Raw genomic sequence first — 22,441 nt, 5'->3', positions numbered from 1 at the left:
CGGATCAGCCCAGCGTCACGCGCGCGAACTTGCGCTTGCCGACCTGCACCACGTAGGTCCCGGCGGCGAGCTTCAGGCCCTTGTCGCTCAGCACCGAGCCGTCCACGCGCACGCCACCACCGTCGATGAGGCGGTTGGCCTCGCTGCTCGACGGCGCCAGGCCGGCCGACTTGAGCAGGGCCGCGATGCCCAGCGGCGCGCCCGTCAGCGACACCTCGGGAATCTCGTCCGGCACGCCGCCCCTGGAGCGGTTGATGAAGTCCTGCTCGGCCGCCTCGGCCGCCGCCGCGCTGTGGAAACGCGCCGTGATCTCCTTGGCCAGCATCACCTTCGCGTCCTTGGGGTTGCGGCCGCCCGCCACCTCGCGCTTGAGCGCCTCGATCGCCTCCATCGACTGGAAGGACAGCAGGGTGTACCAGCGCCACATCAGCTCATCGGAGATGCTCAGCACCTTGGCGAACATGGTGTTGGCGTCCTCGGTGATGCCGATGTAGTTGTTCTTGCTCTTGGACATCTTGTCCACGCCGTCCAGCCCCTCCAGCAGCGGCATGGTCAGGATGCACTGCGGCTCCTGACCGTACTCGGCCTGCAGGTGGCGGCCCATGAGCAGGTTGAACTTCTGGTCGGTGCCACCGAGCTCGAGGTCGCTCTTGAGCGCCACCGAGTCGTAGCCCTGCATCAGCGGGTAGAGGAACTCGTGCACGCTGATCGGCGTGCCGGCGGTGAAGCGCTGGTGGAAGTCGTTGCGCTCCATCATGCGCGCCACGGTGTACTTGGCCGCGAGCTGGATCATGCCCATGGAGCCCAGCGGCAGGCTCCATTCGCTGTTGTAGCGGATCTCGGTCTTCGCCGGGTCCAGCACCAGGCTGGCCTGCTTGTAGTAGGTCTCGGCGTTGGCCTTGATCTGCTCGGGCGTGAGCGGCGGGCGCGTGCTGTTGCGCCCCGAGGGGTCGCCGATCAGGCTGGTGAAGTCGCCGATAAGAAAAATGACTGTATGCCCCAGGTCCTGGAGCTGGCGCATCTTGTTGAGCACCACGGTGTGGCCGATGTGGATGTCGGGCGCCGTCGGGTCCAGGCCGAGCTTGATGCGCAGCGGCGTGCCGGTGCGCTCGGAACGTGACAATTTTTGCGCCCAATCCGCCTCGGGGATCAATTCTTCGCAGCCCCGGCGGGTGACCGCCAGGGCGTGTCGCACGCCGTCCGTCAGGGCCTCGCCGCCGCTGGTGGGGCTGTCCGGCAAGGTGGGAATAGATAAGCCGTTATTCATACGTGTTTCTTCCGATAGGGACGGATCGCCAGCCCGCTACACTTGCCGGCTATCGCCGGATTTTAGTTGGCGTGCTTTTTGCACGAGCTCCCGCACCAACGTAAAGCCCGGCCTGTGGCGTGAACTTCTCGCGTCGCTGCCCGCTCACTCCCTGGATGCCGGTGTGAGGCCCTGCGCCCCCACCGGCCCTTTCATGGATGACCGACCTTGATACGCCAGACCCTGAACGCCGCGGCCCAATGGGGCCAACAGATCGCTGAATCGATTGCCCAGCACCCCCGTCGCGTCATGGGGGGCATCGGCGTCCTCCTCCTCGGCACCGGGGTCACCGCCTTCGGCATCGCGCCGCTGGCGCCCGACGCCGCCGACCTGCCGGTGCGCCAGGTGGTGGAAGCCCTGCCGGTGACCGCCACCCCCCTGTACACCGCCATTCCCGCCAGCGCCGACCTGCCCCCCGAGGCCCGTCCGGTGCTCGCCAGCCCCCAGCCCTGGACCCTGTACCGCAGCGACACCACGCGCAACGACGACACCCCCCAGTCGCTGCTGCTGCGCCTGGGCGTGAACGACGGCGAGGCCCAGGCCTTTATGGCCCGCAACCCCCTGGCGCGCCAGCTGCTGGCCTCGCGCCAGAGCCGCCTGGTGCACGCCGAGGCCACCCCGCAGCAGGTGCTGCAGCGCCTCACCGCCCGCTGGCCCGATCCGAAGAACGATCGTGGCTTTCTGCGCCTGGTGGTCGAGCGGGGCAGCGACGGCCTGAGCGCCCGACTCGAACCCGGCACCCTGGAGGCCGCGTCGCGCCTGGCCAGTGGCGAAATCCGCAGCTCCCTGTTCGCCTCCACCGACGCCGCGGGCATCCCCGACGCGGTGGCCGTGCAGCTCGCCGAGATGTTCGCCAGCGACATCGATTTCCGCCGCGACCTGCGCAAGGGCGACCGCTTCCAGGTCGTCTATGAAACCCTGAGCGCCGAAGGCGAGCCGATGAAGACCGGCCGCATCCTGTCGGCGGTGTTCGTCAACGACGGCCGCCCGCACGAGGCGGTGTGGTTCGAGGCGCCCGGCGTCAAAGGCGGCTACTACGGCTTCAACGGCGACAGCAAGCGCCGCTACTTCCTATCCTCGCCGCTGGAGTTCTCGCGCGTCAGCAGCGGCTATGGCATGCGCTTCCACCCGGTGCTTGGCCGCCAGCGCGCCCACCTGGGCGTGGACTACGCCGCCCCCACCGGCACGCCGGTGCGCACGGTGGCCGACGGCGTGATCGAGTTCGCCGGGGTGCAGCGCGGCTATGGCAACGTCATCTACGTGCGCCACCGCAACAACCAGGTGACGGTCTTCGCGCACCTGAGCCGCATCGGCGTGCGCACCGGCCAGCGCGTGAGCCAGGGCGAGTTCATCGGCAACGTCGGCACCACCGGCATGTCCACAGGCCCGCACCTGCACTTCGAGTTCCGCGACAACGGCGAGCACCGCGACCCGCTGGTGATCGCCCGCCAGAGCGAGGCCATCAAGCTGCCCGAGAACCTGCGCGGCGCCTTCAACCAGGTCGCCCAGGCCCAGCGGCAGGAACTCGCCGCCGCCGGCCGCCTGCAGCAGGCCCTGGCCAGCACCGACGAAGGTCGCTGAGCCCGGAGGGACCCGCAAGGTCCCGCCCCAAAAAAAAGGGAGCCGATGGCTCCCTTTTTTCATGGCCGGCGAACCGGCTCGCTTCAGACGCTGAAGCTCGAACCGCAGCCGCAGGTGGTGCTGGCGTTGGGGTTCTTGATCACGAACTGGGCGCCTTGCAGGTCTTCCTTGTAGTCGATCTCGGCGCCCACCAGGTACTGGTAGCTCATGGCGTCGATCAGCAGGGTCACGCCGTTCTTGCTCATGGAGGTGTCGTCTTCGTTGACGACCTCGTCGAAGGTGAAACCGTACTGGAAGCCCGAGCAGCCGCCGCCTTGCACGAAGACGCGCAGCTTCAGGTCGGGATTGCCCTCTTCGGCCACCAGTTCGGCCACCTTGGCGGCGGCGCTGTCGGTGAAGACCAGCGGCGCGGGCATGTCGGTCTGGATGTTCTCGGCCACGGCACTCATGGGGATTCCTCTCGTAGGGAGCAGGCCCGGAAAGGCCAGCGATACCGCGAATGGTACGGTACGCCGCTCGGGTATGCCCATTCAGCGGTGGTTTGCCGCCAGTTTCAGTGTGGGCTTTTCCTCGGCGCCGTCGCCGGCCATGGGACGCAGCTGGCCTTCGATGGTGGCGCCCTGGTGCATCTCGATCGCTCGGTAGGACACATCGCCCTCGATGCGCGCCTTGGGCTGCAGCTCCAGCAGCTGGCGGGCCAGCACCGGGCCTTTGACATGGCCATTGATGATGACGTGGTCGGCCTCGATCGAGCCTTGCACCGAGGCCACCTCGCTCACGATCAGCAGGCTGGCGCCGTCCGCCGCCGCCCGCACGTTGCCCACGACTTCGCCGTCGATGCGAAGCCCTTCGGCGAACAGCAGGTCGCCCTGGATGCGGGTGCCCTGAGCGATCAGGCTCTTGATCGGGGGCTGCTTGGGTTTGGCGAACATGCGTGATCTCCTGTCGACAACCCTCGATCAGGGATCGAAGGTCTGAACCGACCGCACCGCGCTGCCCTGAAGGAGCTTGGCGGTCACGGTTTTTACAACGGCCTGCGCGGGCAGATCAACAACGCCTTCCTGCCGCAGATAGCCTTTGACGAGCACCGGTTGCGGTGCGGGGGCGTGCTTCGCGGACCAGGGCTTGCCGGCCAACGTGCCGGTGAAGACGATCTCGAGCGCACCCTTGAAGTCTGGCGCGTTGCGCGCGGCCTGGATCATCAGAACCTGCCAACGCCACTGTGTGGCCGACAGGCGTTCGGCCTGCAAGCCGCGGATGGCGAGCGCGTCACCACCCGCGGGGATGAGGCGCTCGAAGAACCCGAGGTCGTTGCGCAGGCTCTGGTTGTCCGCCTCCAGCTGGCGGATCTGTACGCGCAGCTGGTCTTGCAGGGCGCGCTCGATGGTCAGGCGGCTCTCGGCGGTGTGGTCCACCGCGCTGCGCGAAGCCAGTTCCTCGCGCAGGCCCACCACCTCGGTGCGCAGGCGCTCCAGCTCATCGCGCGCGTTGCGGTCCAGGCCGGCGATGTCCTTGCCGAATTCGAAGGCCCACAGCGCCAGCGCCGCGCACAGGCCCAGCATGACGGCGGCCCCGAGCCAGCGCAGCGGCCAGGGCAAGGCGCTGCGGATCGACATGCGCGGGGCGCCTGCCGACCAGCGTCTACGTCCGAAGCGCAATCGCATGCAAACCTCTCAACTGCAAGCAAAAGAAAGTGGGCCCCAGAAAGCAGAAACCGCCCCAAGCGGACTTGCAGGCGGTTTCTGGGGGCGTTTCGCGAAGGCGATCAGCGCTTGCTGAACTGCTTGCGGCGCCGCGCGGAGCGCAGGCCGACCTTCTTGCGTTCCACCTCGCGGGCGTCCCGGGTCACGAAGCCGGCTTGCGACAGCGCGGGCTTGAGGCTCGCGTCGTAGTCGATCAGTGCGCGGGTGATGCCGTGGCGCACCGCGCCGGCCTGGCCCGACTCACCGCCACCGTGCACGTTGACCTGGATGTCGAAGGTCTCGACGTTGTCGGTCAGCACGAGCGGCTGCTTGGCGATCATGATCGAGGTCTCGCGGCCGAAGAACTGCTGGATCTCCTTGCCGTTGACCGTGATCTTGCCGCTGCCCTTCTTGAGGAACACGCGGGCGACGCTGGATTTGCGACGGCCGGTGCCGTTGTTCCATTCACCAATCATTCAGGGCTCCTTAGATGTCCAGCGTTTGCGGCTGCTGAGCGGTGTGCGGGTGCTCCGCGCCGCCGTAGACCTTGAGCTTCTTGATCATGGCGTAGCCCAGAGGACCCTTGGGCAGCATGCCCTTGACGGCCTTCTCGAGCGCGCGGCCGGGGTGCTTGGCCTGCATGTCGCGGAAGTTGGTCGCGTAGATACCGCCCGGGAAGCCCGAGTGGCGGTAGTACATCTTGTCGGTGGACTTGGTGCCGGTCACGCGCAGCTTGGCTGCGTTGATGATGACGATGTAGTCACCCGTGTCGACGTGAGGCGTGTAGATGGCCTTGTGCTTGCCGCGCAGTCGGAGAGCCACTTCACTGGCAACTCGTCCGAGGACCTTGTCGGTCGCGTCAATCACAAACCACTCGTGCTTCACGTCAGCGGGCTTGGCGCTGAACGTTTTGGTCATGTTGAACCTGATAGCGAGGGTTTGGCGGCCCTTTTCCACGGTCGGCGGTTCTCTGGTGGAACCCTCTTAGGTGGAGGTTTGAACTTCGCCGCGGGGCCACAGGAAAACGCTGCGAAGCCCGCCATTGTACGAAATCGGCGCCGGGGCGGCAAATCCGGCGCTACCATCGCCGGCCCATGTTCTCCTACCGCCACGCCTTCCACGCCGGCAACCACGCCGATGTGCTCAAGCACATGGTGCTGATCGCCACCCTGCGCCACCTGCAGCTCAAGGAGCCGGCCATCACCCTGGTCGACACCCACGCAGGCGCGGGCCTGTACCGGCTGGACGGCGATTTCGCCGACAAGGGGGGCGAGGCCGAGCACGGCGTGGTGCGGCTCTTCGCCGCCTGCCGGCCGGCCACGGGCTCGCCGACCGCGCAGGCGACACCGCCGATCGACGACTACCTCGACCTCGTGGCCGGCTTCAACCCCTCGGGCGCGCTGCGCGTCTACCCGGGCTCGCCCTTCGTGGTGCAGCGGCTCATGCGCCACGAGGCGCGCGACCGGCTCAAGCTGTTCGAGCTGCACCCGACCGACGGCAAAACGCTGTCGGCCAACATCGCCCAGCTCGATGCCGGCCGCGCGGTGGTGGTCAAGCGCGAGGACGGCTTCGAGGGCCTCAAGCCCCTGCTGCCCCCGCCCGCCGACGCCAAGGGCTCGCGCCGGGCGATGGTGTTGATCGACCCAAGCTACGAGATCAAGAGCGATTACGCCAAAGTGAGCGCCTGCATACAAGATTCACTGAAGCGCTTCGCCACCGGCACCTACCTGGTCTGGTACCCGGTGATCCCGCGCGCCGAGGCCCATGACCTGCCGCGCAAGCTGCGCGGCCACGCCCAGCGCGCCGGTCGCCCCTGGCTGCACGCCACGCTGGCCGTGGGCCACCCGCCCCTGGGCCCGGACGAGCGCCCGGGCCTGACGGCCAGCGGCGTGTTCGTGATCAACCCGCCGCACACCCTGCACGCCGGGCTGGCCGAGGCCCTGCCGCTGCTGGTGGGCGCGCTGGGCCGTGGGCGCGGCCAAGGCCACACGCTGGAACACTCGGGCTGAACCGCGCGGCCCGGCGCGGACGGGCCCCGGCCCCCATCCATCGCGGCAAAAAAAATTAACCGACCGGCCGGTCGGCTAACTTGGTACACTGCGCGGCCAGAGCCCCACCCGCCGAGGAGACCGCGCATGTACACGCAATCCTTCAACGTGCCCGACGGCACCGCCCCCGGCCCCCAGGCCGTGCCAGCCGCCGCCGACCCCGCCCTGCAGGCCCACTTCGATGCCGTGATCGACGCCGACGGCAAGATCGAGCCGCGCGACTGGATGCCCGAGGCCTACCGCAAGACCCTGGTGCGCCAGATCAGTCAGCACGCGCACAGCGAGATCGTGGGCATGCTGCCCGAGGGCAACTGGATCAGCCGCGCGCCCAGCCTCAAGCGCAAGGCCATCCTGCTGGCCAAGGTTCAGGACGAAGGCGGGCACGGCCTGTACCTCTACAGCGCCGCCGAGACCCTGGGCACCAGCCGTGACCAAATGGTCGACGCGCTGCACAGCGGCCGCGCCAAGTACAGCTCTATCTTCAACTACCCCACCCTCACCTGGGCCGACGTGGGCGTGATCGGCTGGCTGGTGGACGGCGCGGCGATCATGAACCAGATCCCCCTGTGCCGCTGCAGCTACGGCCCCTACGCGCGCGCCATGATCCGCGTCTGCAAGGAAGAGAGCTTCCACCAGCGCCAGGGCTACGAGTCGCTGCTGACCATGATGCAGGGCACGGACGAGCAGAAGGCCATGGTGCAGGACGCGGTGAACCGCTGGTGGTGGAAGTGCCTGGCCATGTTCGGCCCGCCCGACGACAACAGCCCCAACAGCGTGCAGGGCATGCGCTGGGGCATCAAGCGCATCAGCAACGACGCGCTGCGCCAGAAGTTCGTCGACGCCACCGTGCCGCAGGCCGAGGTGCTGGGCGTCACCCTGCCCGACCCCGAACTGAAGTGGAACGCCGAGCGCGGCCAGCACGACTTCGGCGCCATCGACTGGGACGAGTTCTGGCAGGTGGTGAACGGCAACGGCCCCTGCAACAAGGAGCGCCTGGCCACCCGCGTGAAGGCCTGGGAAGACGGCGCCTGGGTGCGCGAGGCCGCCCTGGCCCACGCGCGCAAGCAAGCACAACGCACCATGAAGGAGGCCGCATGAGCACCCCGGCATTGAAGGAATGGCCGCTGTGGGAGGTCTTCGTCCGCAGCAAGCAGGGCCTGGAGCACAAGCACTGCGGCAGCCTGCACGCCAGCGACGCGCGCCACGCCCTGCAGATGGCGCGCGACGTGTACACGCGCCGCCAGGAAGGCGTGAGCATCTGGGTCGTGCCCTCGGCCAGCATCACCGCGAGCGAACCGGATTCGAAGGACGCCTTCTTCGATCCCGCCGCCGACAAGGTCTACCGCCACCCGACCTTCTACGAGATCCCGGACAAAGTGGGGCACATGTGATGAGCTCGGCGCCTGTTGACTATGTGCTGCACCTGGCCGACAACGCCCTCGTGCTCGGCCAGCGCAACGCCGAGTGGTGCGGCCACGGGCCCATCCTGGAAGAGGACCTGGCCCTGGCCAACCACGCGCTCGACCACCTGGGCCAGGCGCGCCTGCTCTACCAGCACGCGGCCGCGCTCATCAACGCCGACCCCGCGCAGGCCCAGCGCTTCGCCCACCTGCAAGGCGCGCGCGCCGATGGCGCCCTGACCGAAGACAGCCTGGCCTACTTCCGCGCCACGCACGAGTTCCGCAACTTCACCCTGCTGGAGCTGCCGCACCACGGCCCGCTCGCCGGCCCCGCGCGCGCCGACCGCGACTTCGCCACCACCACCGTGCGCAACGTGCTCTACGCTGCGCTCATGAACCTGTGGTGGGAGCGCCTGCAGGCCAGCGCCGATCCGCAGCTCGCCGCCATCGCGGCCAAGTCGCTCAAGGAGGTGCGCTACCACCTGAGCCACGCCGGCGACTGGCTGGTGCGCCTGGGCGACGGTACCGATCAGAGCCGCGCGCGCGCGCAGGCCGCGCTGGACCACCTCATGCCGCACACCCAAGAGTTCTGGACCGGCGACGAGGCCGAGTCCGCCGCCGTGGCCAGTGGTACCGGCGTGGCCCTCGCCGAACTCAAGCCCGCCTGGGATGCGCTGGTGGACGAGGTGCTGACCGAGGCCACGCTGCGGCGCCCCGCCGACGGCGGCTACGTGACGCAGGGCAAGCGCGGCCTGCACTCCGAACACATGGGCTTCCTGCTCGCCGAGATGCAGAGCCTGGCGCGCGAGCACCCCCAAGCCGTGTGGTGAGTCCATGGACGCGGCGCTGCGCGACCCCCCTTCGCTGGACGCCGTGCGCGCGGCCATCGCGCACCTGAGCGACCCCGAGATCCCCGTGGTGAGCCTGGCCGAGCTGGGCATCCTGCGCGAGGTGCGCCTGGGCGGGGACGGCGTGGCCGAGGTCGTCATCACGCCCACCTACAGCGGCTGCCCCGCCATGGGGCAGATCGAGGACGACATCCGCGCCGCGCTGCGCGACAGCGGCATCGCCGCGCGCGTGGTGACGCAGCTCTCGCCCGCCTGGACCACCGACTGGATGGCGCCCGCCGCGCGCGAGAAGCTGCGCGCCTACGGCATCGCGCCACCCAATGGCCGCGCGGCGCAGGCCGGCGCCCAGGTGGTGGGCTTCGCGCGCCGCGCCGCCAGCCAGCCCGTGCCCTGCCCGCGCTGCGGCTCTACCCACACCACACAAACCTCGCCCTTCGGCTCGACCGCGTGCAAGGCGCTTTACCGCTGCCTAGACTGCCTCGAACCCTTCGACCTCTTCAAGCCCTACTGACCATGAGCACCAGCCCCCGCGGATTCGTCGAGCTGCCCGTCGCACGCGTGAGCCCCGAGGCCGCGGGCTCGGTGGCCGTCACCCTGACCGTGCCCGCCGAGCGGCGCGGCGCCTTCGCCTTCGAGCCCGGCCAGTTCCTCACGGTGCGGGCGCTCATCGACGGCCAGGACGTGCGGCGCAGCTACTCCATCAGCAGCCCACGCAGCCTGTACACCCGCAAGGGCGAGCTCACGCTGGGCATCCGCCCGGTGGAGGGCGGCGTGTTCAGCCACTGGGCCGCCACGCAGCTCAAGGCCGGCGACACGCTGCAGGCCATGCCGCCCGACGGCCGCTTCACCGTGCACCGCCCGCGCGCCCTGCACCGCGTGGGCTTCGCGGCGGGCTCGGGCATCACGCCCATCCTGTCCATCATGACGAGCACGCTGGAGGAATCGCCCACCGCCAAGTTCACGCTGGTCTATGGCAACCGGCGCATGGCCAGCGTGATGTTCAACGAGGCCCTGCAAGACCTGAAGGACCGCTACCGCGACCGGCTCACGCTGATCCACATCCTCTCGCGCCAGGCGCAGGAGGTGCCGCTGCTCGAAGGCCGCATCGACGGCGACAAGGTGCGCGCCCTCATCGCCGCCCTGCTGCCCGTGCCCAGCATGGACGAGGTCTTCGTCTGCGGCCCCGAAGCCATGATCGAGGCCACCGAGCAGGCCCTGCTGGGCGCCGGCGTGAAGCCCGAGCGCATCCACACCGAGCGCTTCACCTCGCCCACGCTGGAGGCCCTGCCGCGCGGCGAGCGCGAGCGCGTGCAGCTGGGCCGCGCGCCCCAGGCCGAGGGCGAGGTGGCCCTGACCGTGGTGCTCGACGGCAAGCCGCACGAACTGCGCATGGGCCGCGATCAGCGCGTGCTCGACGTGGCGCTGGAGGCCGGCCTGGACCTGCCCTGGTCGTGCCGCGGCGGCGTGTGCTGCACCTGCCGCGCCAAGGTCATGGAAGGCCAGGTGGAGATGGAAAAGAACTTCACGCTGGAGCCCTGGGAAACCGAACAGGGCTTCGTGCTGAGCTGCCAGGCCCGCCCCACCACCGACCGGGTCGTCGTCAGCTACGACGAGCGCTGAGCGGCCACCGCCGGCCCGCTCAATCGGTGTAGAGCACCACGGGCGCCACGCCCGCGCGGATGAGGCCGATGCGCTCGGCCGCGGCGCGGCTGAGGTCGATCACGCGCCCCGGCGCGAACGGCCCGCGGTCGTTGATGCGCACCACCACCGCCTGCCCCGTGGCCAGGTTCTCCACGCGCACGCGCGTGCCGAACGGCAGGGTCTTGTGCGCGGCGGTGAGTTCGTTCATGTCGAAGACCTCGCCGTTCGCGGTGCGACGGCCATGGTGCGGCTCGCCGTACCACGAGGCGTTGCCGCGCCCGATCTCGCGCGCCTCGTGCGCGGCCGGGCCGCCACCCGACGGCGCGTCCGCGCCCCAGTCCTCGCCCGGCGGCCCGCCGCGGCTCGCGCAGCCCACGAGGGCGACGGCGAGCACGGCCAGGGCGGCAAGGCGGGTGGGCGTCATGCGGGTCAAGCGGTGATCAGCGGGTGTCGAGGCGGCGCAGGATCTCCAACGTCGCCGCGCTCTGGTTCATCGTATAGAAGTGCAGGCCCGGCACCCCGCCGCGAAGCAATTGCTCACACAACGACGTGACCACGTCGAGGCCGAAGGACTTGATCGAGGCCGTGTCGTCGCCATAGGCCTGCAGCCGCAGTCGGATCCAGCGCGGGATCTCGGCCCCGCAGGCGTCCGAGAAGCGCATCAGCTGCGTGGAACTGGTGATGGGCATGATGCCGGGCACCACCGGGATGTCGGCGCCCAGGGCGCGCGCCTCCTCGACGAAACGGAAGTACGCATCGGCGCTGTAAAAGTACTGCGTGATCGCCGAATGCGCGCCGGCGCGGACCTTGGTCGCGTAGGCCTTGAGGTCGGCCTCGGGCGAGCGGGCCTGCGGGTGCACCTCGGGATAGGCCGCCACCTCCAGGTGGAAGTCCTCGCCGGTTTCGGCGCGGATGAAGGCCACGAGATCGCTCGCGTAGTGGAACTCGCCACCCAGTCCATAGCCGCTGGGCAGGTCGCCGCGCAGCGCCACCAGGCGCTTGACGCCCATGGCCTTGAGCTGCGCCAGCTGCTCGCGCACGCCGGCGCGCGTGGCGCCGATGCACGAGAAGTGCGAGGCCGCGTCCACGCCCTCGGCGAGGATCTCGCGCACGGTGCCGAAGGTGCCCTCCTGCGTGGAGCCGCCAGCGCCGTAGGTGACGGAGCAGAACAGCGGCGCGCGCGCGTAGAGCTGCTGGCGCACGGCGCGCAGCTTCTGCGCGCCCTCGGGCGTCTTGGGCGGGAAGAATTCGAAGCTGATGGGCAGGTTCATGCCGGTTTCCGAATAAAGACGAAGAATTCGCGGTTGCCATCGCCACCGGCGATGGGGCTGTCGAAATAGTCGAGCGGCTCAAGGCCCAGGCCTTGCAGCGCGGTCGTGATGCGCTCGCGCACCCGCGCGTACGACGCGGCGTCCTTCACCAGGCCGCCCTTGCCGATGTCTTCGGGCTGCAGCTCGAACTGCGGCTTGACGAGCATCAGGCCCTGGCCGCCGGGCTTGAGCAGCGGCGCCAGCGCGGGCCACACCAGCGTCTGCGAGATGAAGGACAGGTCGCCGACGATCAGGTCGAAGGGCGGCTCGGCCCCGGCCTCGCGCAGGCGCTGGGCCGTCAATTCGCGCGCGTTGCAGTGCTCGATGGCGATCACCCGCGCATCCCCGCGCAGACGGGTGTTGAGCTGGCCGCTGCCCACGTCCACACCCACCACCTGGGCCGCGCCGCGCTGCAGCAGGCAGTCGGTGAAGCCGCCGGTGCTCTGGCCCACGTCGAGCGCGCGCAGGCCGCGCGGCTCGACGCCGGTGTGCGCCAGCGCGCCCTCCAGCTTCAGTCCGCCGCGCGAGACATAACGCGCCTCGGCCGCGTCCAGCAGTTCGACCTGGGCGTCCGCGGGCAACTCGTCGCCGTTCTTGGCCACGGGCCGCCAGCTGCCGCCGGCGCGCCAGCGCACGCCAGCCGCGATCAGCCGCTGCGCCTGCGAGCGCGACGCCGCCAGACCACGCTCGACGAGAAGTTGATCAGCACGCACGGTGGAGCGCCAAGACCCGAACCGAGGATGCCGCGGAACCGGCTTGGCCGGGCCGCAGGCATCGCCCCCGGAAGGGGGTCGCGCGAAGCGCGGCGGGGGTGATCAATACCGGTACGTGTCCGGCTTGTACGGGCCTTGCTTGGGCACGCCGATGTAGGCGGCCTGCTCGTCGCTCAGCTCGGTCAACTGGGCGCCGACCTTCTTCAGGTGCAGACGCGCCACCTTCTCGTCCAGGTGCTTGGGCAGCACGTAGACCTTGCCCACGTCGTAGCCCTCGGGGTGCGTGAACAGCTCGATCTGCGCGATGGTCTGGTTCGCGAAGCTGGAAGACATCACGAAGCTGGGGTGGCCGGTGCCGCAGCCCAGGTTCACCAGCCGGCCCTTGGCGAGCAGGATGATCTTCTTGCCGTCCGGGAAGATCACGTGGTCCACCTGCGGCTTGATCTCTTCCCACTGGCACTTCTCTTCCAGCTTGGCGACCTGGATCTCGTTGTCGAAGTGACCGATGTTGCAGACGATGGCCTGGTCCTTCATGGCGGCCATGTGCTCGAAGGTGATGACGTCGCGGTTGCCGGTGGTGGTGACGAAGATGTCGGCCTTGTCGGCGGCGTATTCCATGGTCACCACGCGGTAGCCTTCCATCGCGGCCTGCAGGGCGTTGATGGGGTCGATCTCGGTCACCCACACCTGGGCGCTCAGCGCGCGCAGCGCCTGGGCCGAGCCCTTGCCCACGTCGCCGTAGCCGGCCACCACGGCCACCTTGCCGGCGATCATCACGTCGGTGGCGCGCTTGATGCCGTCCACCAGCGATTCGCGGCAGCCGTAGAGGTTGTCGAATTTGCTCTTGGTGACCGAGTCGTTGACGTTGATGGCGCGGAACATCAGCGAGCCCTTGGCCGACATTTCCTTCAGGCGGTGCACGCCGGTGGTGGTCTCCTCGGTCACGCCGATGATCTGCGCGCTCTTGCGGCTGTACCAGGTGGCGTCCTCGGCCAGCTTGGCCTTGATGGCCGCGAACAGGATGCGCTCTTCCTCGCTGCCGGGCTTGGCCAGCACCGAGGGGTCTTTCTCGGCCTGCTTGCCCAGGTGCATGAGCAGCGTGGCATCGCCGCCGTCGTCCAGGATCATGTTGGGGCCTTCGCCTTCCGTGCCCTTGGCGCCGAAGTCGAAGATGCGGTGCGTGTAGTCCCAGTAGTCGACCAGGGTCTCGCCCTTGACGGCGAAGACCGGCGTGCCGGCGGCGGCGATGGCGGCGGCCGCGTGATCCTGGGTGGAGAAGATGTTGCACGAGGCCCAGCGCACCTGCGCGCCCAGGGCTTGCAGCGTCTCGATGAGCACCGCGGTCTGGATGGTCATGTGCAGCGAGCCGGTGATGCGCGCGCCTTTGAGCGGCTGCTTGGCCGCGTACTCCTCGCGGATGGCCATGAGGCCGGGCATCTCGGTCTCGGCGATCTTGATCTCTTTGCGGCCCCAGTCGGCCAGGCCGATGTCGGCGATCACGCAGTCGGCGGCGGGGTTGATTCGTGCATTCATGTGGCGCTCCAAAACGTTGAAAGCCACCGCACAGGAAGGGAGATGAAGGAACCCATCGCACGTGCAGTGGATGAGCGTGGTTGCCGGTTGAAGGGTCCGAGCCTCACGCCCGCGGCCCGCTCGGTGCGGGTGGGGCGCTGCAACGCTCCTCGGATGGGGCGCGATTCTACCCGGCCTCTTTTCTGGCGTGGGGATATCCCCTCCCAGTGGCACCACGCTGGTGCGGCCCCTGTGAGAAACTGCCGCCCCTCCATGCAACCCACCCCGCTGGCCGATTGGCCCCCGCACGAGCGCGCGCGCATCCATGGCGTGCTCACCGACATCGACGACACCCTCACGGCCGAGGGCGCGCTGGCGCCCGAGGCGGGGGCGGCGCTGCACCGCCTGCGCGCGGCCGGCCTGCCGGTGTTCGCCGTCACCGGCCGCCCGGCCGGCTGGAGCGAACCCTTCGCGCTGAGCTGGCCGATCGACGCCATCGTGGCCGAGAACGGCGCCGTGGCGCTGTGGAACGACGGCGGGCGCCTGCACAAGGCCTATGCGCAGGACGCGGCCACCCGCGCCGCGAACCTCACCCGCCTGCGGGCCGCCGCCGCGCGCGTGCTGCGCGAGCTGCCTCAGGCGACCCTGGCCACCGACAGCGCGGGCCGCGAAACCGACATCGCCATCGACCACAGCGAGCACGCGCACCTGGGCGAAGCCGATATTGCGCGCGCGCTCGCCATCCTGCGGGACGAAGGCCTCACCGCCACCGTGAGTTCCATCCATGTCAATGGCTGGATCGGCGCGCACGACAAGCTCAGCGGCGCGCGCTGGATCCTGCGCGAGCGCCTGGGGCGCGACCTCGACGCCGAGATCGATCACTGGGTCTACGTGGGCGACTCCACCAACGACGCCGCCATGTTCGCGCGCTTCCCGCACAGCGTGGGCGTGGCCAACATCGCGCGCTTCTGGGCGCAGCTCGCGCACCACCCGCGCTACGTGGCGCCGCGCGAGCGCGGCCAGGGCTTCGCCGACGTGGCCGAGGCCGTGCTCGCGGCCAGAGGCCAGTCATGAGCGAACTCCCGCTGCCCGCCGGCGGCCGAGCGCCCGCCGCGCCGCCGGCCCACGCCCGCCTGGGCCTGGTCGCCATCTTTGGCGCCACCTTCTTCGAGCTCGTGGGCTACTTCATGCTCACGCCCCTGCTGCTGCTGCGCCTGAAGGACGGCGGCGAGTCCACCGCCCTGGCCGGCGTGTTCGCGGCCAGCGGCTGGTTCGGCATCTTCCTCATGGTGCCCTTCGCCTCGTCCGTCACGCGCGCGCTGGGCAGGCGGCCCACGCTGTGGCTGTCGGCGCTCATTCCCACGCTGGCCACCATGGGCTTCGCGCTCTCGTCCTGGCTGCCGCTGTGGTTCGGGCTCAAGCTCATCGCCGGCATGGCCTCGGGCCTGCGCTGGGTACTGGCCGAGGCCATCGTGGCGGAGTTCGCGCCGCCCGGCCAGCGTGGCCGCTACGTGGGCATCTTCGAAACCCTGGTCGGCGTCACCTTCGTGCTCGGCCCGCTGATGCTGGCCTGGGTGGGGCCGCCGAGCGACACCGCGATCTGGCTGGCCTTCGGCTGCATGGCCATCGGCCTGGCCTGGAGCCTGCTGATCCCGCGCGTGCCGCCCGCGGCCGACGCGCACGAGGCCCGCGTGGGCCTGGGCGGCGTGTGGCACGCGCTGACCGCGCACCCGCTGATCATGACGGTGGGCTTCGTCGGCGGCTTCTTCGAAAGCGGGCTCACGTCCATCCTGCCGCTGTATGGCCTGGCCCTGGGCCTGGGCGCGGTGGTCTCGGCCCTGCTGGTCTCGGCCAGCGGGCTGGGCAGCGCGCTCATGATGCTGCCCGCCGGTGTGCTGTCCGACCGCCTGGCGCACCACCCGCGCCAGCGCTGGGGCGACGAGCGCGCCGCGCGGCTCCTGCTCATGCGCGGCTGCGCCTGGATCACACTGCTCGGCACGCTGCTGATCCCCTTCGTCGCGAACACGCCCTGGCTGGCCGCGCCCGTGGCCTTCGTGTGGGGCGGCGCGGGCGGCTGCCTCTACACGCTGGCGATGATCGACATCGGCTCGCGCGAACAGGGCATCACCCTGGTGAACAGCACGGCCGTGCTGGTGATGAGCTACACCCTGGGCGGCGTGCTCGCGCCCGCGCTGGGCGCGGCGGCGCTGCAGTGGTCGCCCACGCTGGGCTTCCCGGCGCTGCTGGTGGGCGTGGCGCTGCTGGGGGTGTTCCTGCTGCGGCGCCAGCCGGCCTGAGCTCGCGCTTCGATCGCACGAAGCGGCCGGGCGGCGCCGCGGTCGGAGAGGCGTCCTTGAGGATTTCGCGCCGCGGCGGCCGCCACCGAGAGGGGTTTTCCACTCCGCAGCGCCACGCGCGCCCTCTCCATGATCCCCCGCTCCAACCCCAAACAATACAAGCTCGATGCCGCGCTGCCCGGCCAGGCCCAGGTGACGCCCCTGCGCCAGGTGGTCGAGGCCGCGGTGACCAAGACCGAAAAAGACCAGCAGCCGCGGGTGCTCTACCTGAAGACCACCGCCCCCTCGTCCGATCGGAGCGCGCAGCCTTACATCACCACCAAGTTCGACTCTCGGCACGAAGACCCGCAGATCCGCGCCACGCAGCCCCGCAAGCTCAAGCAGACCCAGCAGCAGGGCGCCACCGCGCAGCTGAAGGACCTGACCACCTTCTGGCTCCAGCTGTCTTCGGCGCCGCGCGACACCCAACGAGCGGCCCGGGATCTCGACAGGCTGTGCAACAGCGACAGCACCCAGGTGTTCGGTCTGCCCTGCACCCCCGAACTGCTGCGGCAACTGAAGCGGATGGAAAGCGGCCAGCGCTCAATGGCATCGACGCCACGGCAGCCGACCGCGCACACGCCCCGATCGAACACGGACCGATCGCCACGGCACCAATCGACGGATGACGAGGAGAGCAGCACCGCCTCACAAACGGCGGTCTCGCTCAGCGAAGAGGGCTCGCCCCCCAACACGGGCGGCACGCCCAGAAAGCCCAAAACCAACCGGGTGGCCCGGCTGCCGGTCAAGCAGGTCGCCCGACAGAACCTGAACCCGATCCGAAAGACGTGCCTGGAGCAACAGCAGCAGAAACGGGAGCAGGCGCTCCTTGAGCTTCAAGACCTCATGTTCCCCCCGGAAAAGCCCATCTCATCGCCCCGCACCCCCGCCAGCGCCCCTGCCCTGCAACTGCCGCTCTTGCCTGTGGGCCGGGACAGGCCATCGGCCATGGGGTCTTCCCGGGAGCCCTCCCCACCAGCCGCCCAGTCGGATCGACCCAAGTCGAACGTCGAGCCCATCCCGGAGGACGGCCTGCGGACCAGCAAGTCCCAGTCGACGCCCACCAGCCCCACCCCGCCCGACCAGCCTCAGCCGACCAGCCCCAGAGCCCCGCTGAAGCAGCAGCGCATGCCACGGCCCAGCCTTCGGGCCAAACAGCCCCCGCCGACACCGCAAGCCACGCCAGGGTCGCCACCGGCGGACCCGGCATCGCCCACCCCGGTGACCCGGCCCGAGCCCCTGCTCGAAGAGCAGTGAGCCCGCGTGCCGCATGGTGACAAGCCCCCATGCGATCCTTGAGGCCGCCGGCCGGGCCCCACGCCCGCCCCGGCCGAAAGGAGTCCCATGCCCATCCCCTGGATCGCCGCGCTGAAGATCATCCCCTGGGGCGACGTGATCGAACACGCGCCCAAGGTGCTCGCGGCCGCGCGCAAGCTGCTCGACAAACAGAAAGCGCCCAGCGCCCCCCCGCCCGTGGGCACGCCCCTGGACCCGGCCGCCGAAACACCCAGCCTGGGCGAACTGCACAAGCGTCTGATCGAAGCGCGCCAGCTCATCGACCAGCAGGCCACCGCCCAGCAGCAGATGGCCCAGACCCTGAGCGAGCTGGCCGAGCAGAACGCGCGCCTGGTGGAAGCGGTGCAGCTGCTGCGCGTGCGCACGCGCTTGCTGATCGGGGTGGCGGTGCTGCTGGCGGTGGGCCTGGGCGTGCTGCTGGCGCGCTGAACGCGGACGCGGCCCCCCCCCTCGCCTCGACCCCGCGGCGAAAAGAAGCGTCGGATGGGCGCTAGGCCAAAGGCCCCCTGACCGCGGGCCGATCCACCTCGATCGCCGCATCGCAGCCCACGCCGGCGGCGATCCAGCGCCGCGCCAGGCGCCGCAGCAGCGGCGCTGCCCAGGCCCAGCGCGGGCCCAACACCCCTGGCGCGTCGCTGATCGCGCCGCAACGGTAGAGGCCCGCCGCACCGTCCCAGCGCAGGGCGTCGCAAGCGCCCGTGCGACGGCGCGATATCACGCGTCCCAAGGGGCAGGGCTCGGCCAGGCAGCACACGCCGCAGCCATTGCAGGGCGCGCCCCACGCGGGCTTGGCCGGCGCGGCGGGGTGGATGTGGATGGTTTGCAGGGGCATGGGTGGCGAGGGACGCCGGCCGGCGGCGCTGGCCCCGCATCATCGCGCCTGTTCGACGCTGTGCGCGATGGGCCATCGCCAACAGGCCGAAGCGCCATCAGACCGGCACGCCAACAGGCCAACGCGCCCAACGGCCATTCGGCCAGGCCCGGAACCCGGCAGCGGGTCCGAACACTCAGTCCGCACCTTCCTGACTGCCCGGCACCACGCCCGTCCCGACCATGCTCCGAATGTCTTCCGCCGACCGCTGGCACCACAAATGCACCGCGGCCCAGCCCATCACACCCCCGCCAGACAATCGGGCGCCCAGCAAGAAAGAGCGGCGGGCCGCAGGCGCCGCCGCCACGTCCTTCAACGTGGTGCTCCAGCATGGGGTCCGCAACAACTACATCTACATCCACCGGTACAAGAAGGGCTGCCTCGCGTACTTTGCCACCAATGCCTGGTCCGCTTACCAGTCCCTGCGGGACGTGTTCAAGCCGGTCAACTACACCCAGGCCCATCGGCAGACACGCGAGCGCGTCGATGCCATGTATGCCATCCTGAGCCGAGACGAAGAGCGACCCCCGGTCGCCGAGGCCGCCAAAAAGGTGTTGAATCTCTTGGCGGCACAGAAGAAGGGCGTGGTCAACACCGCCGAACTGCGCCAGGCCTCCCAGGCGCTCTGCGTGGCCTTGAATGCCGCTTCACCGTCCGGCGATCCGGTGAGCCAAGCGCTGCCTTAGATCAAGATCGGCCAGTTGAACCCGCAAGGCCTTCAGCCCGCCGCCCCTGCGCGCCGCGCCGCCTCGGCGATGCTGGCCGCGTCCACCTGGAAAAACGCGCGCAGCGCCGCGCGCGTGTCGCTGCGGCCGAAGCCGTCGGTGCCCAGGGTGCGGTAGGCCCGGCCGGGCGGCAGCCAGGCGCGCAGCGCCTCGGGCACGGCGCGCACATAGTCGCTGGCGGCCAGCACCGGGCCGGCGGTGTCGGCCAGCATCTGGTGCAACCATGCGTCTCGCCCCTCGGCCTCGGCGGCCTGGGCCTCGCGCGCGAGTTCGCTCCAGCTGGTGATGCTGCACAGGTGCACGCAAAACCCTTGCTGCGCCAGCCGCTCGGCCGCGCCTTGCACCTCGGTGAGGATGGCGCCCGAGCCCAGCAGCGTGAGCGGCGCGCCGTCCACCGGCCCGACGCGGCCGAAGACGTAGCCACCCTTGAGCACGCCCTCGCGCGCCGAGGCTGGCAGGTCGGGCTGGGCGTAGTTCTGGTTCATCAGCGTGAGGTAGTAGAAAACGTCGCGCTGCGCCACCAGCATCTCGCGCAGGCCGGCGTCGACGATGAGCGCCAGCTCGCCAGCGAAGGCCGGGTCGTAGGCCTTGCAGTTGGGGATGGTCGCGGCCACCAGGTGGCTGCTGCCGTCCTGGTGCTGCAGGCCCTCGCCGCCCAGGGTGGTGCGGCCCGAGGTGGCGCCCAGCAGGAAGCCGCGCGCGCGCTGGTCGGCCGCGGCCCAGATGGCGTCGCCCACGCGCTGGAAGCCGAACATCGAGTAGTAGATGTAGAAGGGCAGCATGGCCAGGCCGTGCACGCTGTAGCTGGTGGCCGCGGCCGTCCAGCTGGCGATGGCGCCGGCCTCGCTGATGCCCTCCTCGAGGATCTGCCCGTCCAGCGCCTCGCGGTAGCTCAGCACCGAGCCGATGTCCTCCGGCGCGTAGCGCTGGCCCACGCTGCTGTAGATGCCGACCTGCTTGAACAGGTTGGCCATACCGAAGGTGCGCGCCTCGTCGGCCACGATGGGCACGATGCGCGGGCCCAGCGCGCTGTCCTTGAGCAGGTTGCCCAGCAACCGCACGAAGGCCATGGTGGTGCTCATCTCCTTGCCGCCAGCGTTCAGCGCAAAGCCCGCATAGGCCTCGACAGCGGGCACGGGCACCGGCTGGCACGCGGTCTCGCGCCGCGGCAGGGCGCCGCCCAGGGCGGCGCGGCGTTCGCGCAGGTAGCGCAGCTCGGCGCTGTCTTCGGCCGGCTTGTAGAAGGCCAGGCCCGTGGCCTGCTCGTCGCTCAGCGGTAGCGCGAAGCGGTCGCGAAAGGCCAGCAGCTCGTCGGCGTCGAGCTTCTTCTGGCTGTGCGTGGTCATGCGGCCCTGGCCGGCCGCGCCCATGCCGTAGCCCTTCTTGGTGTGCGCCAGGATCACCGTGGGCTGGCCTCGGTGCGCCACGGCGGCGGCGTAGGCGGCGTGGATCTTCACCAGGTCGTGCCCGCCGCGCTTGAGGCGATCGATCTGCTCGTCGCTCAGGCCCTGCACCAGCGCGGCCAGCGCCGGGTTCTGGCCGAAGAAATTCTCGCGGTTGAAGCGGCCGTCCTTGGCGGCGAAGGTCTGCATCTGGCCGTCCACCGTGTCGCCCAGGGCCTGCGCCAGCGCACCGCCGGGATCGCGCGCGAACAGGCCGTCCCAGTCGCTGCCCCACAGCAGCTTGATGACGTTCCAGCCCGCGCCCGCGAACAGGCGCTCCAGCTCGTCGATGATGCGATCGTTGCCACGCACCGGGCCGTCCAGCCGCTGCAGGTTGCAGTTGACCACCCACACCAGGTTGTCGAGCGTCTCGCGCGCGGCCAGGGTGAGCGCGCTCATGCTCTCGGGCTCGTCCATCTCGCCGTCGCCGAACACGCCCCACACGGTGCGCCCGCCGGTGTCCAGCAGGCCACGGTGCGCGAGGTAGCGCATGAAGCGCGCGTGGTAGATCGAACTGATGGGGCCGATGCCCATGGAGCCCGTGGGGAACTGCCAGAAGTCGGGCATGAGCCAGGGGTGCGGATAGCTGGACAGCCCGCGCGCCCCCTGGCCGGGCGCGGCGATCTCCTGGCGGTAGTGCATGAGGTCGTGCTCGCTCAGGCGACCGTCGAGAAAGGCGCGCGCGTACACGCCGGGCGCGCTGTGCGGCTGGAAGAACACCAGGTCGCCGCCGTGCGATTCGCTGCGCGCGCGAAAGAAGTGGTTGAAGCCGGTCTCGAACAGGTCGGCCGCGCTGGCGTAGCTGGCGATGTGCCCGCCCAGCTCGCCGTGGGCCTGGTTGGCGCGCACCACCATGGCCAGGGCGTTCCAGCGCATCAGCGAGGCCAGGCGCTCCTCGATGGCGAGGTCGCCCGGGAACGGGGGCTGCTGCTCGGCCGCGATGGTGTTCACGTAGGGCGTGTTCAACCGCGGCCGCCAGCCCACGCGCTCGCGCCGCGCCAGCGCCACCAACCCATCGAGCATCTGGCGGGCGCGCGAGGGCCCCTGGGTCTGCAGCAGCGACAGGAAGGCGTCCTGCCACTCGGCGGTTTCCTGCGGGTCCGGGTCCTGGGAGATGAGGTCGTGGGGGTTCATGGCGCGGCACTCTAGCCCTGCGGCCCCGGCATGTGCTGCCGAAACGCTCGCCACCTGTCCCGGCGACAGCAAATAATGCCGCCATTTCATCAACTGACAGCACAAACCGCCATGGACGCCCTTGATCGCCGGATTCTCGACGAGCTGCAACGCGACGGCTCCCTGTCCAACGTGGCCCTGGCCCAGCGCGTGGGCCTCTCGCCCTCGCCCTGCCTGGCGCGCGTGAAGGCGCTGGAGCAATCGGGCGTGATCCGCCAGTACGTGGCCCTGGCCGACGCGGCGCGCCTGGGTTTGGGTCTCAACGTGTTCATCAGCATCAGCCTGACCACGCAGAGCAAGGAGGCCCTGGCGCGTTTCGAGCAGCGCATCGCCGACCTCGACGAGGTGATGGAGTGCTACCTGATGACGGGCGACTCCGACTACCTGCTGCGCGTGGTGGTGCCCGACATCGGCGCGCTGGAGCGCTTCATCCTCGAACGCCTCTCGCCCATGCCCGAGGTGGAAAAAATCCGCTCGGGCTTCGCGCTCAAGCAGGTGCGCTACAAGACCGCGCTGCCGCTGCCGCGCAGCTGAGACCATGGCCCCTCACGCGAGGG

At 69.9% G+C, this 22,441-nt stretch carries 25 protein-coding genes and 1 riboswitch; of the genes, 13 read left to right on the top strand and 12 right to left on the bottom strand.

The genetic code is table 11. The features are described 5' to 3' along the window. Positions 1 to 4 precede the first annotated feature (4 nt). Positions 5 to 1,267, bottom strand: coding sequence for a tyrosine--tRNA ligase (tyrS, locus tag JNX00_RS03115; RefSeq protein WP_204744049.1), 1,263 nt, complete (start codon positions 1,265 to 1,267; stop codon positions 5 to 7). A 207-nt stretch (positions 1,268 to 1,474) separates the two neighbouring features. Between tyrS and JNX00_RS03110 the strand changes: the two genes are divergently transcribed. Then, on the top strand, positions 1,475 to 2,887 hold the full coding sequence (locus JNX00_RS03110; protein WP_204744048.1) for a M23 family metallopeptidase: 1,413 nt from the start codon (positions 1,475 to 1,477) through the stop codon (positions 2,885 to 2,887). Between the two features lie 83 nt (positions 2,888 to 2,970). Here the strand turns inward: JNX00_RS03110 and erpA are convergent, their stop codons facing one another. The 5 genes from erpA to rplM form a co-directional block, all read right to left on the bottom strand. Then, positions 2,971 to 3,336, bottom strand: coding sequence for an iron-sulfur cluster insertion protein ErpA (gene erpA / locus JNX00_RS03105; protein ID WP_070400381.1), 366 nt, complete (start codon positions 3,334 to 3,336; stop codon positions 2,971 to 2,973). Positions 3,337 to 3,417: 81 nt separating this feature from the next. Beyond that, positions 3,418 to 3,819, bottom strand: a complete 402-nt coding sequence (locus JNX00_RS03100) for a polymer-forming cytoskeletal protein (RefSeq protein WP_204744047.1) — start codon at positions 3,817 to 3,819, stop codon at positions 3,418 to 3,420. Between the two features lie 27 nt (positions 3,820 to 3,846). After that, complete coding sequence (locus JNX00_RS03095; protein WP_070400383.1) at positions 3,847 to 4,551, bottom strand: DUF6776 family protein; 705 nt, start codon at positions 4,549 to 4,551, stop codon at positions 3,847 to 3,849. Between the two features lie 101 nt (positions 4,552 to 4,652). After that, positions 4,653 to 5,045: a 30S ribosomal protein S9 gene (gene rpsI, locus JNX00_RS03090; RefSeq protein ID WP_070400384.1), complete on the bottom strand. Its 393-nt coding sequence runs from the start codon at positions 5,043 to 5,045 to the stop codon at positions 4,653 to 4,655. 10 nt (positions 5,046 to 5,055) lie between these two features. Continuing rightward, on the bottom strand, positions 5,056 to 5,487 hold the full coding sequence (gene rplM, locus JNX00_RS03085) for a 50S ribosomal protein L13 (protein ID WP_070400385.1): 432 nt from the start codon (positions 5,485 to 5,487) through the stop codon (positions 5,056 to 5,058). Positions 5,488 to 5,663: 176 nt separating this feature from the next. Here rplM and rlmJ point away from each other — a divergent pair, with 176 nt between their 5' ends. The 6 genes from rlmJ (at position 5,664) to JNX00_RS03055 (ending at position 10,485) form a co-directional block, all read left to right on the top strand. Continuing rightward, on the top strand, positions 5,664 to 6,578 hold the full coding sequence (rlmJ, locus tag JNX00_RS03080) for a 23S rRNA (adenine(2030)-N(6))-methyltransferase RlmJ (protein ID WP_070400386.1): 915 nt from the start codon (positions 5,664 to 5,666) through the stop codon (positions 6,576 to 6,578). 126 nt (positions 6,579 to 6,704) lie between these two features. After that, positions 6,705 to 7,715 (top strand): 1,2-phenylacetyl-CoA epoxidase subunit PaaA, encoded by a 1,011-nt coding sequence (gene paaA, locus JNX00_RS03075; protein WP_204744046.1) that lies wholly within the window; start codon positions 6,705 to 6,707, stop codon positions 7,713 to 7,715. Beyond that, positions 7,712 to 8,008: a 1,2-phenylacetyl-CoA epoxidase subunit PaaB gene (gene paaB / locus JNX00_RS03070; RefSeq protein WP_070400388.1), complete on the top strand. Its 297-nt coding sequence runs from the start codon at positions 7,712 to 7,714 to the stop codon at positions 8,006 to 8,008. Before paaA ends, paaB begins: the two co-directional genes overlap by 4 nt. Then, positions 8,008 to 8,847 (top strand): 1,2-phenylacetyl-CoA epoxidase subunit PaaC, encoded by an 840-nt coding sequence (gene paaC / locus JNX00_RS03065; protein WP_204744045.1) that lies wholly within the window; start codon positions 8,008 to 8,010, stop codon positions 8,845 to 8,847. Before paaB ends, paaC begins: the two co-directional genes overlap by 1 nt. 4 nt (positions 8,848 to 8,851) lie before the next feature. Then, the gene (gene paaD, locus JNX00_RS03060; RefSeq protein ID WP_070400390.1) at positions 8,852 to 9,376 is read left to right on the top strand and encodes a 1,2-phenylacetyl-CoA epoxidase subunit PaaD; all 525 of its coding nucleotides are present in this window, start codon (positions 8,852 to 8,854) and stop codon (positions 9,374 to 9,376) included. A gap of 2 nt (positions 9,377 to 9,378) precedes the next feature. Beyond that, positions 9,379 to 10,485, top strand: a complete 1,107-nt coding sequence (locus JNX00_RS03055; RefSeq protein WP_204744044.1) for a 2Fe-2S iron-sulfur cluster-binding protein — start codon at positions 9,379 to 9,381, stop codon at positions 10,483 to 10,485. A 19-nt stretch (positions 10,486 to 10,504) separates the two neighbouring features. Here JNX00_RS03055 and JNX00_RS03050 read toward each other — a convergent pair whose 3' ends face one another. The 4 genes from JNX00_RS03050 to ahcY form a co-directional block, all read right to left on the bottom strand. Next, a complete protein-coding gene (locus JNX00_RS03050) occupies positions 10,505 to 10,882 on the bottom strand; it encodes a septal ring lytic transglycosylase RlpA family protein (protein ID WP_239478314.1) in 378 nt (125 codons plus the stop codon). A 64-nt stretch (positions 10,883 to 10,946) separates the two neighbouring features. After that, the gene (gene metF / locus JNX00_RS03045; protein WP_070400392.1) at positions 10,947 to 11,777 is read right to left on the bottom strand and encodes a methylenetetrahydrofolate reductase [NAD(P)H]; all 831 of its coding nucleotides are present in this window, start codon (positions 11,775 to 11,777) and stop codon (positions 10,947 to 10,949) included. Further along, positions 11,774 to 12,529 carry a TlyA family RNA methyltransferase gene (locus JNX00_RS03040; protein ID WP_204744043.1) on the bottom strand — a complete coding sequence of 252 codons (756 nt, stop codon included), beginning with the start codon at positions 12,527 to 12,529 and terminating at the stop codon, positions 11,774 to 11,776. Before JNX00_RS03040 ends, metF begins: the two co-directional genes overlap by 4 nt. Before the next feature lie 102 nt (positions 12,530 to 12,631). After that, on the bottom strand, positions 12,632 to 14,062 hold the full coding sequence (ahcY, locus tag JNX00_RS03035) for an adenosylhomocysteinase (protein ID WP_204744042.1): 1,431 nt from the start codon (positions 14,060 to 14,062) through the stop codon (positions 12,632 to 12,634). 65 nt (positions 14,063 to 14,127) lie between these two features. Next, positions 14,128 to 14,219: riboswitch (S-adenosyl-L-homocysteine riboswitch) on the bottom strand. A 95-nt stretch (positions 14,220 to 14,314) separates the two neighbouring features. Here ahcY and JNX00_RS03030 point away from each other — a divergent pair. The 4 genes from JNX00_RS03030 to JNX00_RS03015 all read left to right on the top strand — a co-directional run bounded on the left by JNX00_RS03030 (position 14,315) and on the right by JNX00_RS03015 (position 18,102). Beyond that, positions 14,315 to 15,115 (top strand): HAD-IIB family hydrolase, encoded by an 801-nt coding sequence (locus tag JNX00_RS03030; protein WP_070400395.1) that lies wholly within the window; start codon positions 14,315 to 14,317, stop codon positions 15,113 to 15,115. Continuing rightward, positions 15,112 to 16,338 carry an MFS transporter gene (locus JNX00_RS03025; protein WP_204744041.1) on the top strand — a complete coding sequence of 409 codons (1,227 nt, stop codon included), beginning with the start codon at positions 15,112 to 15,114 and terminating at the stop codon, positions 16,336 to 16,338. The genes JNX00_RS03030 and JNX00_RS03025 overlap by 4 nt, the downstream gene beginning before the upstream one ends. Before the next feature lie 129 nt (positions 16,339 to 16,467). Beyond that, a complete protein-coding gene (locus JNX00_RS03020; protein WP_204744040.1) occupies positions 16,468 to 17,634 on the top strand; it encodes a hypothetical protein in 1,167 nt (388 codons plus the stop codon). A gap of 87 nt (positions 17,635 to 17,721) precedes the next feature. After that, a complete protein-coding gene (locus JNX00_RS03015; RefSeq protein WP_070400398.1) occupies positions 17,722 to 18,102 on the top strand; it encodes a hypothetical protein in 381 nt (126 codons plus the stop codon). Between the two features lie 61 nt (positions 18,103 to 18,163). Here JNX00_RS03015 and JNX00_RS03010 read toward each other — a convergent pair whose 3' ends face one another. Next, positions 18,164 to 18,505, bottom strand: a complete 342-nt coding sequence (locus JNX00_RS03010; RefSeq protein ID WP_204744039.1) for a hypothetical protein — start codon at positions 18,503 to 18,505, stop codon at positions 18,164 to 18,166. A 230-nt stretch (positions 18,506 to 18,735) separates the two neighbouring features. Between JNX00_RS03010 and JNX00_RS03005 the strand changes: the two genes are divergently transcribed. Continuing rightward, the gene (locus JNX00_RS03005) at positions 18,736 to 19,230 is read left to right on the top strand and encodes a hypothetical protein (protein WP_204744038.1); all 495 of its coding nucleotides are present in this window, start codon (positions 18,736 to 18,738) and stop codon (positions 19,228 to 19,230) included. A gap of 32 nt (positions 19,231 to 19,262) precedes the next feature. On the opposite strand, the gene mdeB is transcribed toward JNX00_RS03005, so the two are convergent. Then, positions 19,263 to 21,845: an alpha-ketoglutarate dehydrogenase gene (gene mdeB / locus JNX00_RS03000; RefSeq protein ID WP_204744037.1), complete on the bottom strand. Its 2,583-nt coding sequence runs from the start codon at positions 21,843 to 21,845 to the stop codon at positions 19,263 to 19,265. A gap of 111 nt (positions 21,846 to 21,956) precedes the next feature. Between mdeB and JNX00_RS02995 the strand changes: the two genes are divergently transcribed. Continuing rightward, the gene (locus JNX00_RS02995; protein ID WP_204744036.1) at positions 21,957 to 22,418 is read left to right on the top strand and encodes an Lrp/AsnC family transcriptional regulator; all 462 of its coding nucleotides are present in this window, start codon (positions 21,957 to 21,959) and stop codon (positions 22,416 to 22,418) included. Positions 22,419 to 22,441 lie beyond the last annotated feature (23 nt).

The organism is Hydrogenophaga sp. YM1, assembly GCF_016903055.1.
Lineage (GTDB): Bacteria > Pseudomonadota > Gammaproteobacteria > Burkholderiales > Burkholderiaceae_C > Hydrogenophaga > Hydrogenophaga borbori.
Note: the sequence above shows the minus strand (reverse complement) of the source record. Positions and strands in the feature narration are given on the sequence as shown.